The sequence below is a fragment of the Pseudomonas shirazensis genome (assembly GCF_014268785.2).
GTDB lineage: Bacteria > Pseudomonadota > Gammaproteobacteria > Pseudomonadales > Pseudomonadaceae > Aquipseudomonas > Aquipseudomonas shirazensis.
Genome location: NZ_JABWRD020000001.1, coordinates 1081606 through 1094918, shown reverse-complemented (window position 1 = coordinate 1094918; position 13313 = coordinate 1081606). Strand labels below are relative to the sequence as shown.

At 64.4% G+C, this 13313-nt stretch carries 12 protein-coding genes; 9 read left to right on the top strand and 3 right to left on the bottom strand.

The genetic code is table 11. From position 1 onward, the window contains the following. The first annotated feature begins 91 nt into the window (after positions 1 to 91). Complete coding sequence (locus HU736_RS04755; protein ID WP_186698037.1) at positions 92 to 625, top strand: cupin domain-containing protein; 534 nt, start codon at positions 92 to 94, stop codon at positions 623 to 625. A 39-nt stretch (positions 626 to 664) separates the two neighbouring features. Here the strand turns inward: HU736_RS04755 and HU736_RS04750 are convergent, their stop codons facing one another. Next, entirely contained in the window at positions 665 to 1993 is a 1329-nt protein-coding gene (locus tag HU736_RS04750) for an MFS transporter (RefSeq protein WP_186698039.1), read from the bottom strand. Between the two features lie 161 nt (positions 1994 to 2154). Between HU736_RS04750 and HU736_RS04745 the strand changes: the two genes are divergently transcribed. Next, positions 2155 to 3252 carry a sugar diacid recognition domain-containing protein gene (locus HU736_RS04745; protein WP_103437347.1) on the top strand — a complete coding sequence of 366 codons (1098 nt, stop codon included), beginning with the start codon at positions 2155 to 2157 and terminating at the stop codon, positions 3250 to 3252. A 113-nt stretch (positions 3253 to 3365) separates the two neighbouring features. Then, positions 3366 to 4508: a glycerate kinase gene (locus HU736_RS04740; protein WP_186698041.1), complete on the top strand. Its 1143-nt coding sequence runs from the start codon at positions 3366 to 3368 to the stop codon at positions 4506 to 4508. Here HU736_RS04740 and HU736_RS04735 read toward each other — a convergent pair. Together HU736_RS04735 and HU736_RS04730 are read right to left on the bottom strand one after the other, a co-directional pair. Then, positions 4499 to 5683 carry an MFS transporter gene (locus tag HU736_RS04735; protein ID WP_186698043.1) on the bottom strand — a complete coding sequence of 395 codons (1185 nt, stop codon included), beginning with the start codon at positions 5681 to 5683 and terminating at the stop codon, positions 4499 to 4501. The genes HU736_RS04740 and HU736_RS04735 overlap by 10 nt on opposite strands. Beyond that, on the bottom strand, positions 5674 to 6909 hold the full coding sequence (locus HU736_RS04730; RefSeq protein ID WP_186698045.1) for a 3-deoxy-7-phosphoheptulonate synthase: 1236 nt from the start codon (positions 6907 to 6909) through the stop codon (positions 5674 to 5676). Before HU736_RS04730 ends, HU736_RS04735 begins: the two co-directional genes overlap by 10 nt. Positions 6910 to 7277: 368 nt before the next feature. Between HU736_RS04730 and HU736_RS04725 the strand changes: the two genes are divergently transcribed. From HU736_RS04725 to HU736_RS04700, 6 genes are read left to right on the top strand one after another with little or no spacing between them, the layout of a single operon-like run. Then, the gene (locus HU736_RS04725) at positions 7278 to 8519 is read left to right on the top strand and encodes a phenylacetate--CoA ligase family protein (protein WP_225912971.1); all 1242 of its coding nucleotides are present in this window, start codon (positions 7278 to 7280) and stop codon (positions 8517 to 8519) included. Further along, the gene (locus HU736_RS04720; RefSeq protein WP_186698049.1) at positions 8516 to 10249 is read left to right on the top strand and encodes a prenyltransferase/squalene oxidase repeat-containing protein; all 1734 of its coding nucleotides are present in this window, start codon (positions 8516 to 8518) and stop codon (positions 10247 to 10249) included. Before HU736_RS04725 ends, HU736_RS04720 begins: the two co-directional genes overlap by 4 nt. Before the next feature lie 11 nt (positions 10250 to 10260). After that, on the top strand, positions 10261 to 10668 hold the full coding sequence (locus tag HU736_RS04715; protein WP_150569239.1) for a hypothetical protein: 408 nt from the start codon (positions 10261 to 10263) through the stop codon (positions 10666 to 10668). Then, on the top strand, positions 10665 to 10949 hold the full coding sequence (locus HU736_RS04710) for an acyl carrier protein (protein WP_103437340.1): 285 nt from the start codon (positions 10665 to 10667) through the stop codon (positions 10947 to 10949). The genes HU736_RS04715 and HU736_RS04710 overlap by 4 nt, the downstream gene beginning before the upstream one ends. 11 nt (positions 10950 to 10960) lie before the next feature. Then, the gene (locus HU736_RS04705) at positions 10961 to 11941 is read left to right on the top strand and encodes a class I adenylate-forming enzyme family protein (protein WP_189691610.1); all 981 of its coding nucleotides are present in this window, start codon (positions 10961 to 10963) and stop codon (positions 11939 to 11941) included. After that, positions 11928 to 13310, top strand: coding sequence for an amidase family protein (locus tag HU736_RS04700; RefSeq protein ID WP_186698054.1), 1383 nt, complete (start codon positions 11928 to 11930; stop codon positions 13308 to 13310). The genes HU736_RS04705 and HU736_RS04700 overlap by 14 nt, the downstream gene beginning before the upstream one ends. Positions 13311 to 13313: the final 3 nt, after the last annotated feature.

Genomic DNA, 13313 nt, shown 5'->3' with positions numbered 1-13313 from the left:
AAAAGCCTGAGGCAGTGAGCGCCTGCTTGAAATGGAACGCCTGACGGCATTCTAGCTTCTCAACAGAATACAAGCCTGGGAGGGGCAGATCATGGACCAGCAGCAATCTATCGCGCCGCGGCCGGTTGAGCCGCGCCAGCTACGTTTTACCGACGACGGCTCGACGCCGAACAGCCTGTTGCCGGTGTTGCTTTATGCGATGCAGTGGCCACACGGCACGGACCGAGCGGCGGCCTTTGAGGCGCTGTTCGAGGTGCACGGGTGGCCTGCGTTATGGCGAGATGGGGTGTTTCCCTACCACCACTTCCACCCCAACGCGCATGAAGTACTGGGCGTAGCGCAGGGGGAAGCGCGCTTGACCCTGGGTGGTACCGCCGGGCAGACCATCAGCGTCAAAGCGGGCGACGTGCTGGTGCTGCCGGCGGGCACCGGCCATCGCTGCGTGACCTGTAGTGAGGACTTTGTCGTGGTTGGCGGTTACCCGCGGGGGCAGGAAGACTACGAGATCGAGCGGCCCAACGCCCGTGGCCACGCGCAGGCGGTAGCGCGGATTGCCAAGGTGGCGTTGCCGGAGTTGGACCCGGTGCTGGGCAAGGAGGGCGGGGTCGTCGCGTTGTGGCGTTGAAGTGTTGCCGGGCGCCAGGCCCGGCAACGTTCAGCCGTATCAATCGGCGCGGGCGCTGCTCAAGGCGCCTGCACGGGTGACGCGCAGGGCCACCAGGCTGCCGATCACGATCAGCCCGGCCAGCGAGTACAGTGCAGCATCGGTGGAACCAGTCTGATCCTTGATGAAGCCCACCAGATACGGGCTGAGGAAGCCTGCCATCTGCCCGACCGAGTTGATGATCGCCAGGCCAGCCACCGCAGTGGCAGCACTGAGCAACGCAGTTGGCATCGGCCAGAACATCGGCAAACCGGTGAGGGCGCCCATGGTCGCGATCGACAGACCAAGGATGGCAATCGGCGGATTGCCGGCAAAGTTGACCGCGATCAGCAGGCCGATCGCGCCCATCAGCATCGGCACCACAAGGTGCCAGCGGCGCTCGTTGCGCAGATCAGCCGAACGGCCTACCAGAATCATGAACAGGCCGGCCAGCAGATAAGGGATCGCGCTCAACCAGCCAATCAGCAATGGGTTGTCAAAGCCCATGCTCTTGATGATCGACGGCAGCCAGAAGTTAATCGCGTACACGCCGCTCTGGATGCAGAAGTAGATGAAGCCAAAGGTCCAGATCAGCGGATTGGTCAGCACCGACAACACGCTGTCACCGCTGCTGACCGGCTTGCGTGCTGCATCGGCGGTAAGGTCGGTTTCGATGATCTGCCGCTCGGCCGGGCTGAGCCACGGCGCTTTCTGGTAACCGTCGCTGAGCAGTTTGATCGCCAGTACGCCCAGCACCACTGTCGGCAGGCCCTGGATCAGGAACATCCACTGCCAGCCCGCCAAACCGTGCTGGCCGGCGGCAAAGTGCTGCAGAATCCAGCCAGAAAATGGCCCGCCAAGCAGCCCCGAAACCGGGATCGCCGACATGAACAGGGCCATGATCCGCCCACGTCGATCCGCAGGGAACCAGCGCGAGAGGTACAGCACCACGCCCGGGAAGAAGCCGGCTTCGGCGGCGCCGGTGAGCAGGCGCAGGGCGTAGAACTCGGTCGGCGTGGTGACAAACATCAAGCAGGTCGACAGGCTGCCCCAGGCGATCATCATCAAGGCGATCCAGCGCCGTGGCCCGAAGCGGTTCAGCGCCAGGTTGCTGGGCAGGCCGCAGAGCACGTAGCCGATGAAGAAAATCCCGGCGCCGAGGCCATAGACGGTTTCGCTGAACTTCAGTGCATCGAGCATCTGCAGCTTGGCAAAACCCACGTTGACGCGGTCGAGGTAGTTGAACAGGTAGCAGATGAAAATGAATGGAATCAGCCGCAGCGTGATGCGCCGGTACAGCGCATTGCGGGTGCTATCGTGGCCTTGGTCAGGGGCAGAGCTGTGTGCCATGATCGGGATCTCTGTTGTTATGATTGTTACCGCGTCGCCTGTTTCGGCGCTCGCCTGATGAGTCTCGGCGAGCGCAGCGCGGCTGTCTTTGTGCTTATGCACAGGTGTCAGCGCTGGCCGCTGTGCTGCGGCCCAAATCCTATCACTGCAAGGACCGTTGAATGTTCGAACTGGACCATGACCTGGCGCAGGATATCGTCGACCGGGCGATGGCCATCCTGCCGTGCAATGTCAACGTCATGGACAGCCAGGGCCTGATCCTCGGCAGCGGTGAAGCAGAGCGCATCAACACCCGCCATGAAGGTGCCCAGTTGGTATTGGCCAATGGCCGGATCGTCGAGCTCGATAATGACGCGGCCAAGTGCCTCAAGGGCGTGCAGCCCGGCGTCAACCTGCCGCTGATGCTCGATGGCCGCTTGATCGGCGTGCTCGGCCTGACCGGTGATCCGCAGCAATTGCGCACCTACGGCGAGCTGGTGCGGATGACCGCCGAGATGCTCCTGGCTCAGCGTCACCTGCAAGTCGAGCAACACTGGCGACGCCAGCGCTGTGATGACTTGCTGGCATTGTTGCTGGGCAGTAGTGGTGATTCGACGCGTTTGCTCGACGAGGCCCAGCAACTTGGCCTCAAGCCTCAATTGGCACGGGTGCCGTGCCTGTTCGAGCTGGAGTCCGGACCGCCTGCAGAAGCCTTGGCCACCTGGCTGATGAGCCGTTACCCGGATGGCTGGTGCGTCAGCCCGGCCCGTCAGTCGCTGTTGTGGTGTCGGCCGGCAGCGGTTGCGCTGGATGAACAGCGCCTGCTCGAACGGCTGCAGCGCCATGGCTGGCATGTCCAGCGCCTGGCCGTTGGCCCGGCAGCGCAAAGCCTTGAGCAATTGCGACGCGGCTACCGGCGGGTACGTGATTTGCTTGCCTATGGGCGCGAAGTGCTGCCTGCCGAGCGCTTGCTGAACCTGACCCGCTACCGCTTGCCAGCACTGCTGTGGCGTCACCGCAACGACGACGCGCTGGATGAATTGCTCGAGCCATTGCTGCGCATTCGTAGCAAGGACGCCAGCGGCCAGTTGCTCAATACCTTGCGCGCCTGGTGCACCCATGATGGCCAGAGCCAGGCCTGTGCCGATGCCTTGGGCATCCACCGCAACAGCCTGCGCTATCGCCTGGAACGTATCGCCGAGCTGGGCGAAGTCGACCCACAGCGGCTGGACGGCATGTTGACCTTGTATCTGGGTTTGCAGCTGTTGCCCGCCGACTGAGCTGAGTGGCAAAGGCGTTTGCCCAAACAACGGCGCCGGGCTTTTGTGCATCTGACCGAGGCCTGCGGATGACGCAACTGTCAGCATCGCTGCAACAGGATCAGGAGAATCCCATGAAAATTGTCATTGCCCCCGATTCGTTCAAGGACAGCCTCGACGCCGCTGCTGTCGCCCAGGCCATCGCGCGCGGCCTGGCCGAGGTATGGGCGCAGGCCGAGCTGATCGAGTGTCCGATGGCCGATGGCGGCGAAGGCACGCTGCAGGCGATTGTCGCGGCCAGCCACGGTGAGCTGCGCCGCCAAGCGGTGCGCGGGCCGCTGGGGCAGACGGTCGAGGCCAGCTGGGGCTGGCTCGCCGAGAGCCACACGGCAATCATCGAAATGGCTGAAGCCAGTGGCTTGCAGTTGGTCCCCGGCGAGCAGCGCGACGCCTGTCGCAGCAGCACCTGGGGCACCGGCGAATTGATCGGCGCGGCATTGGCTGCGGGTGCCCAACGCATCGTCCTGGCGATTGGCGGCAGTGCCACCAACGACGGCGGCAGCGGCATGCTCCGCGCCCTTGGCTTGCGTTTGCTCGATGCCGATGGCCAGGCGCTGGCCGAAGGCGGCTTGGCCTTGGCGCAATTGGCCCGGATCGACGCCAGTGAGCTTGATCCGCGCCTGGCTGAGGTGCAGGTCGAAGTCGCTGCAGACGTCGACAACCCACTGTGTGGGGCGAATGGCGCCTCGGCGATTTTTGGTCCGCAAAAAGGCGCCAGCCCTGAGCAGGTGACAGCGCTGGATCTCGCACTTGGCCATTTTGCCGACCATTGCGCGCAACTGCTGGGTAAAGACCTCAGGGAGTCGCCCGGTAGCGGCGCTGCCGGCGGCATGGGCTTTGCGGCCAAGGCATTCATGGACGCGCGTTTCCGCGCTGGAGTGGAGGTGGTCGCCGAGCTGGCCGGGCTGGATACACTGGTGCAGGGCGCCGATCTGGTCATCACCGGCGAAGGCCGCTTTGACGCGCAGACCTTGCGCGGTAAAACGCCCATGGGCGTGGCCAGGGTTGCCAAACGTCATGGTGTGCCGGTGGTGGTGCTGGCCGGCACCCTGGGCGAGGGTTACCAGCAACTGTACGGCCATGGCATCGATGCCGCGTTTGCGCTGGCCAGTGGGCCGATGACCTTGGCTCAGGCCTGCAGCGAGGCGCCGGCACTGCTGCAGGCGCGTGCCAGCGATGTTGCCAGGCTGTGGCAGTGCGCCAAGGCTCAGCGCTGAGTTTCAGCTTCATAGGCCACATCAGCAGGCGTCTGGCTGAGTAGCACAGCAATTGCCAACAGCCCGGCGCCGACGCCTGCCAGCGGCAACCACGCCAGGCCGAGCTGACCGATCAAAAGGCCACCGAGCCCGCCGCCGAGCGCTGTGCCGAGGTTGAACGCAGCAATGTTCAACCCCGAGGCCACGCCGCTGGCGAGCGGCGCCACGCTTTTGGCCAAGTTGAGCAGGCGCAACGTGGACAGCGTGACGATGGCGAAGAACACTGCCCCCAGCACCCCGACCAGGCCGAGCACTGCCCATGGCGACTGCCTGAACACATACAGCAGCATTAACGTGACCACCAGCATGAGCAGGGCCAGCAACAGGCAGCGGTTTATCGCAAAGCGGTCGCCGGCATAGCCGCCAACCAGATTGCCAGCAATCGTGCAGGCGCCAAACAGCAGCATGCCCGCACTCAACAAGCGTGGCCCGGCCTGGCTCACCTCCAGCAGGTACGGCGACACGTAACTGAAAAAGCTGAACACCGCGACGCTGACCAGCATGGACACCACGGCAACGGACAACAACGGCCGCAGTAGTACGGCGCGCAGGCCGCTCAGCCCCGCGCCAGGCTGAGCAGCCACCGCACCGGCCTGAACCGGCATCCAGCGCAGCAAGCCGATCAAGCTCAAACAACCGAGTAGCGCCAGCGCGACAAATATCACCCGCCACGACCAGAAGCTGCCCAGCAGCGTGCCCAGCGGTACCCCGAGTGCCAACGACACCGTCAAGCCCATCCATACCACCGACAATGCCCGCCCAGCCTGTGCGGGTGCTACCAGCTTGACTGCGACACTGGCCGCTACCGCCATGAACACGCCGTGGGCCAGGCCAATCCCAAAGCGCACCAGGTGCAAGGTCAACACCTGCTCGACGCTTGCCAGCAGCAGGCTGCCCACCCCCAGCGCTGCTACCGTCAGCAGCATCAGCGAGCGGTCACGCCAGCTCGCCAGCGCCGCAGTCAGCAATGGTGCGCCGATGGCGGCACCCAACGCGTACGCCGCAATCGCCACGCCCACCGCAGCGACTGAACTGCTCAGATCGTCCGCCATTGCCGAAACCAGACCGGCGACCACGAACTCGGACAAACCGAAGGCAAAGGTGCACAGCGAAAACACGTATATGGCTAACGGCATGGCGGCATCCGGCTCAAGTGCTGGGCCAAGGCAAACGCCTGTTCGCCATTCAGGCGTGGATCCACCTTGCTCAGATAGCAGCGGTGCAGATCCTCCGGCTGCAGCTGGCTCGGGCCGCCGAGGCACTCGGTCACTGCTTCAGCGGTCAATTCCAGGTGCAGCCCGCCGAGGACCGAGCCATGCCGGGCATGCACGGCGAAGGCCGTCTCTATTTCCGCCAGGATGTCATCGAAGGCGCGGGTCTTGGTGCCGCAGGGCAGGGTGCGGGTATTGCCGTGCATGGGGTCGCACAGCCACAACACCCGTGCGCCAGCGTGCTCTACTGCGTCGATCAGCGGCCCGAGGTGCTGTTCCAGCAGCGCCGCACCCATACGGTGGATCAGCGTCAGCCGGCCCGGCTGGTTGTGCGGGTTAAGCTGTTTGATCAGCTGCAGCAGTGCGCTGGCCGAAGTTTCAGCGCCGACCTTGACCGCCACCGGGTTGCTCACCCCACGCAGGTATTCGACATGGGCGCCGTCGGGCTGGGCGGTGCGCAGGCCAATCCACGGCAGGTGGGTGGACTGGTTGAACCAGCAGCCATCGTCCTGTTGCCGGGTCAACGCCTGCTCGTATTCCAGCAGCAAGGCTTCGTGGGAGATGAACAACGCCTGATCGCACAGGCCATCGCTGTCCATGAAACCCTGCAGGGTGCGGATATCGCGCAAGGTCGCGGCCGAGTGAGCATAGGCTGCAAGCAAGCGCTGCGGATCTGCCCGCCGCGCTGCTGCGCGGAACTCGGCCTGGTTGACGATATCGCCGCGATACACCGGCAGACTCAGGCCATCACGGGTTTCGATATCACTGGGACGTGGCTTGGCGTACTGCCCAGCCAGGCGGCCGATCTTGATCACTGGCCGCTGTACACCCCGCGTCAGCAGCTGGCTCATCTGCTGCAGCAATTGCACAAAGCGATTCAGCGCAGCCTGATCGGTCTGGGTGAAGCCTTCCGCGCAATCACCGCCTTGCAAGACAAACGCGCGGCCCTGCTGGGCCTGGGCCAGCAAGGCCGTAAGCAGGCTGATCGACTGCCGACTGACCAGCGCGGGGGCCTGGCGCAAGTATGCCAGCGCTTGCTCAAGGGCAGGTTGGTCGTGATACAGCGGTTGCTGCGCAGCGCTGCGATCGCGCCAGGAGTTGAGGCTCCAGGCCAGTGGGCCGTCGGGCACGTTGGCGCCTTGAGTCAGCATGATCGGTGTCGCTCCCTGAGTGTCGTCGTTCGCCCTGCACCTGCTGCAAGGAGCGGCGATAGTGCGCAGCGACGACAGTTCAAGGGAAATACAATAAAGGTCTCAATCTGATACGCGCAGTTGCCCCAGAGCGCGCGGGGCGTGGCGCAGACCACAGCCGCTGACGGGGGCTTAAACTTGTATTTCAGGGGCTACTAATACTTTCGATCTATCACCGCTGCTTCGCCAAAAGTATTTTACTCAAGGTCTTCACTCGCCAATTCTCGGCGCAACTTATTCGAGAGGGCGGGGCGATGTTGGTTCACAAGGAAAACGACCATTCAGTCGTAGCGGCAGCCGAGGGCGAACTTCGCCAGTTCGGCAGGAATATGCCTTGTCAGAATTTTTACACCGGCAAATTGCAGGCCGCCTGGGAACGAGCTCGCAATAGCTGCTATTACGCGGATATTGGCCCCTTCAGCAGCGTAGCCTTTGCCCAGTTGCCGGTCACGCCCAAGGCTAGCCTCAAGGCCACCCCGCTGGATTTCTGCACGGTCGGCCTGGGTGATGCGGCGCGCTATTACGCCACCACCGGCACCACTGGGGAACCGACGCCAACTCCGCGCCTGAAGCAAGACATCATCTGGAATGCCATCAGCGTCGCCAGCCAGTGGCGCGCGGTACTCAGACCAGGCTCCAGGGTCGCCAACCTTATGCCGTCGGATATCGTCCCGGTCGGCGATCTGATTGCCAACGTCTGCGACTATCTGGACGTCTCCCACGTGCGCCTGTACCCGTTTACCACCGGTATCACCGACTGGGAGCGGGTATGCAAGACCTTCGCCACCTACCAGCCGAGCGTGCTGTTCATTGCCCCAGGCGTGCTGGTCCAGCTGACTCGCTACCTTAAACAGCGGGGGATGCTCGACGGCTTCGCCCTGTCGGTGCAGACGATCATGCTGCTGGGCGAGGTCAACACCCAGCCGTTCCGCCAGCGCCTGGCGCGCTGGTGGCAGTGCGAGGTATTCGATGCCAGTTACGGCAGTACCGAGACCGGCACCCTGGCGACAGTTGGCGAAGATCAACAGATGCGTCTGGCCTGCACCACCAACTACTTCGAACTGCTGCTGGAGGACGGCCAACTGGTGCCGCTGGCGCAAGGTCTCAGCGGGCGTCTGGTGGTAACGCCGCTGAACCTGTATGCGCGGCCGTTGCTGCGCCTGGATACCGGTGACAGCGTGACCATCAGCGGCGCCTGCGAGGCCGGCCAGCTCAGCCCAAGCCTGCTGATCAATGGCCGTGACAACGATGCCGTGGTAGTCGGCGGCGTGGCGTTGGATATTCGCGCCGTCGAGGAAGTTGTTTACGGCAACTGCGACGCCACGGGCTACATGATCGAAGTCGACCGCGACAAGGACAGCGCCGCGCTGATCCTGGAGCGCGATGTGCTCTGGGACACTGGTCAGGAGGCGGCGATCGAGGCGCGCCTTCAGGCCCATTCGCAAGCTCACATGCGCCTGCGCTGGAGCCGCATCCTGTTCATCAACAACCTGTCGGTGTTGAGCAAGAGCGGCGCCTCGCAAAAGAGCTGGAAAAAAACCAATCTGCGCTTTGTCGGCGGTGCGCAATGAGCGCCTTGTTGCCGAAGTTTCCGCAAGGGCAGGGCCTGGCCAATCATCAGGCTGACCTCTGGTGCACCTACGCTGCGATCCGCAGCCTGGCCTGGGTCGAGCGCCTGGGCAGTGCCGATGTGCCGCAGCTGCAGGCGTATATCCAGTCACGGCGCAACCGTGATGGCGGCTATGCCTGGAGCAAGGGTATGCCGTCCGATGCCTGGGCCACTTTCTATTGCACCGAAACCCTCAAGGATCTGGCGGCGACAGTCAGCGACACAGACGCCACTGCCGCATGGCTGCACACCTTGTTCGACGGCGACGCCTACGCTATGTGCCCGGGTCAGACGGCAGATGCCTGGGCAACGCACTACGCCTTGCGCACGTTGCTCGAAGTCTGCCAAGGCGAGGTCCAGCAGCGTGAACCGCTGTACCGCTGGCTTGAGGGTCTGCAATGCGCCAATGGTGGCCTGAGCTGGTCGGCTGAGTTTGCCGAGCGCGATGTCGCCGATACGCGCGCCTGCTTTTATGGCGTGATGGCCGCCCGCGCACTGCAACGAGCCGGGCTGCCGGCGCCTGCGTGGGACCGCACGCGTTTGGTCGCCTGGTTGCAGACGCAGCAGCTGGCTGACGGCGGCTTTCGCTTCAGCGCGTCGGCCGAGTCGGCGTGCCTGTGGGCAACCTACCGGGCAACTGCAAGCCTGGCAGAGTTGCACGCACTACCACTGGACGCAAAGCGTTGCAGCGACTGGATCGTTGCCCGCCGCAGCGGCGCAGGCGGTTTTGTCCGCTGGCAGGGTTATGACGGCGAGGACGTCTGGGCGGTGTTCTGCGCGGTGGGCTCACTCAAAGCACTCGGGCAGCCAGTCGCCTGGCTGGCCGATGAAGTCGCTGACTATATCGCCAGCCTGGCCACACCGGGTGGCGGCTACACCTACCGCGAAGCGAGCACGGCGGCGGATGTGCTGACCAGCGCCGCCGGGATCCTCGGCGGCACCCTCGACGGCGGCCAGCGTGCTGCGGCGTTGCGCTGGATCGAAGGCTGCCAGATGCCCAACGAGGCCGGGATCATGTACATGCCCGGGCGCGGTGCCGAGGTGCGCTGCACCGCCTGGGGACTGGCAGCCGGGGCGTTTGCCGAGCAGCCACAGGCCCGTCAGGCAATCGGCCAATGGCTGGCCTCGCTGCAAAACCCGGATGGCGGCTTTGGCTTCTGGGAAGGACGCGGCTCGGACATGGTCTCGACTGCAGCCGCGGTGGCCATCCTGCAGTCGCTGGGAGACAGCAGCTGCGTGGCGCTGGATGGCCTGCAGCGGTTTATCGGCAGCTGCCAGCATGAAGACAGCGGGCGTCTGACCTACAGCGCCTATCCGCGAGGCGCTTCATCGCTGCGCGCCGGTTTGCAGGCGCTCAGTTGTCTTGCCTATCTCGGCCAACCCGTGCAGCAGGCTGCGGCTGTGCTGCTGGCGGCGCACAAGGTTCGTCAGGGTGGCTTCGCCAATCACGGTCAACGTATCCCCGACCTGCTCAGCACCTATCAGGCGGTGGCCATGGCGTTGGCATTCGAGCTGCCGGTGGACATCGCTCACCTGCGCTTCTTCCTCGACAAGGTCAGCACCGCGCAAGGCTTTGCCTGGTCGCCGCTGTATCTGGAGGGCAGCGATGCGCTGTCAGCCTGCCTGGGCCGTCTGCTGCAGGCATTCGTCGACGGCCGCCGCCGCCATTTGCCCAACCTGCAACTGTCATAAGGACACCAAGCATGCCGACCATTACCGTCGCCTGCGCGCCGCTGCCGCTGATCGAGCGCAAGCGCATTGCGCTGGGTTTTACCCGCGTTCTCAAGAGCCTGGGCGCCGACCCCGCGCATTGCATGGTGTTCTTCGCGCCGCTGCCGCTGGACTGCGTGTTCAGCGCCGGCATGCCTTTGCCCAGCCAGGACCGTGACGGCCAGCCTGCGCAGTTTCATGTGCGCATCACGCTCTCCAGCGAGCGCGACATGCTCGCGCAGCAGACCCTGGCCGACGGCCTGTACGCGGGGCTGCGCAGCCGCTACAGCACAGCTTTCATCTATCTGCAATTTGACCCGATCGCGCCTGAACAGGTGTTCTACAGCGCGGGCGCGGCACTGATCAACGCAAGCACTCAACAAGGAAGCACCGGCTCGTGAATACCCCCTCCATCGAACTCCAGATCCGCCAGACGCTTGCCCAATTGCTCGGCCCCGAGGTCCTCGGCATCGACAGCCAGGCCAGCTTTCGCGACTTTCTCGGTGAGCGCTTCGACAGCCTGATGGCAGTCGAGGTGATTACTGCCGTCGAGGACCGGTTCAGCATCGAGGTGGACTACCTCAGCGACGATGTGCGTTTCTGGTTCGAGACCCTGGACAAGATGCAGCGCTTCGTTGCGCAGAAGGTCGAAGACCAGCTCACCCTGCAGGCCGCCGAGTGAGCGCCGAGCAGATGTTCCATACCTCCGGCTCCAGCGGCGCGCCGCGCCAGTGGCTGCGCAGCCGCGCGCAGATGGAGCAGGAGGCGCGGCTGATCTATCAGCGCTGGGCGCCCGAGGTCAGCGAGATCATCAGCTTTGCCCCGGTCAGCCACAGCTACGGGCAGATCCTCGGCGAAACCGGTGCGCGCGTAAATGGGGCGGCGCTACAGCTGTGCTCGTTCGAACAACAGCAACTGCCAACGCTGGCTGGCCAGGGCCAGTGCGTGATCCTGGCCATCGCCAGTACCTGGAAGCTGCTGCCAGCACTGCTCAAGCGCCTGGCTGGCCAGCGCCCGCTGTTGGTCATGCACAGCGCATCGATGTTGCCACCCGGCGCACTGGCTGTGGTCCAGCAGTTTGCCGATGCGCAGGTGCGTTTCATCGAGGTGCTCGGCTCGACCGAAACCGGCGCGATTGCCGTCCGCGAACTGGATGCCAGTAGCACGCCGGAGCAGCCGTGGACTTTGCTTGACGACGTTCAGCTACTGACGCCCGCAGGCCAGCCCGCGCCCCTGGAAATTGCCAGCCCACGCATTGCCTGTGAGCAGGGCCAGGCCTGCGCAGCGCCAAGCCACTGTTGTGACGACCTGGTGCAGGTGCTCGACCCGCGCCGGGTGCAGTGGCTGGGCCGGGTCAGTAGCCTGATCAAGGTTAATGGCGTTCGCCTCGACCTGGCCCGGCTAGGCGCCGAACTGGGCACGCTGCTGGGCTGCGCAAGCCTGGCCTGCGTGCCGCTACGCGACGGTTTGCGTGGCGAGGCCTACACCATAGTGCTGGGCGATTCGTCAGTCAGCAGCGGGGCTGTGCTGGCTGCGTTTTCTCACCTCCCGCCCGGCACGCCGCGGCCGCTGCATATCCATCACGTTGATCACTTACCGCTGTCTGCCACAGGCAAGCCACAAGCCTGGGCGGCGGCATCAACTGTCAAGGAATACACCGATGTCATACGTTAAAACCGAAAATGCTATCGACGCCTACCTGGCCAACTGCGGTCCCGCAGCAGTTGGCCAACAGGTGCCGAATTACCTGGCCCTGACCCTGCGTGAGCGCTATGCGCAACTGCAGGCCAATCAAGCATTGGCCGCCGATTGGGCAGCGCAGTATGAGCAATGGGCGGTGCATGCCGACGGCCACTACCGTTGCCTGGTCAGCACCCGCCCGGCCGAGGCGCCGTGGTTCCGCCTGGGCGTCAAGGACACCGTCGACGTTGCGGGTTTGCCGACCCGACTGGGCCTGCGCAGCTACCGCCACTACCCAGCGCGCAGCGCCGAAGCACTGACCTGGCTGGACCCACGGGTGGCCTTGACCTGCAAGGTAACCACCACAGAACTGAACATCGCCTTTGGTGGCGGTTGCCGCAACCCGCTGTACCCGAGCATCGACCCTTCGGGTTCGAGCACCGGTTCGGCGGTGTCGGTGGCGGCGGGGCTGTGTGATATCTCGCTGGGCACCGATGTGCTCGGCTCGGTCCGCTGGCCTGCGTCGCACTGCGGCATGGTCGGCTTGCGCATGACGCACAAGGCCGGGAATCTGGCCGGCGTATTCCCCCTGTCTCCGCGCATGGACGCCCTTGGCTGGGTCGCGCGCAGCGCCGATGACCTCGACCTGCTGCTACCGATGCTTGGCATCGATGGTCTGCTCGGCGAGCAGCTGCCGCTCAAGCAGCAGTACCGGGTCGGTTTCCTCAGCCATGTGCAGGAACCGGGCCTGACCAGCGCGCAGATGCTCGCCATGCTTGCTCAGGCGCGCAGCGCCGTGGTGCAGCTTGAAATGGCCGACAGTGATGTCGACATGCCTGAACTGTGGGCGTGCCGCGGCGACGCCTGGCAACTCTGCGCCCGTGATGCGTGGCTGGCCTCTGCGGCGTGGCAGCAGGTGTTCGACTGCGAACTGCACTGGTCGACGCAGAGCGCACTGGCCGTCGGTGCCGGTGTCAGCGAGGAAGAGTACAACGCCATCCAGCAACGTATGGACAGCGTTCGAGCGGGTATCGACAGCTGGTTCGACAACGCCCAGGTGGACTTCGTGGTATTCCCGATGGACCCCAATCGGCCGTTCGACCGGCGTGATCCGCAGCCCGGCGACTCGACCATCCCATCGCCTGCCGACGGCGACTATTCACAGAAAATCAGCTTCACCCCGCTGGCCAGCTTCAGCGGCCTTCCGGCCATCACCGTGCCGATATGCCTGAGCCCGGATGGCAAGGCGGCGCTGTCGGTGCAGATCATGGGCCGACGCGACAGCGAGCGGCAGTTGCTGGACATTGCCAAGCGCCTGCAAGCGCTGGTCGGGCGGGTGCCGGCCGCTGAGGCTGGTCAATAAGGA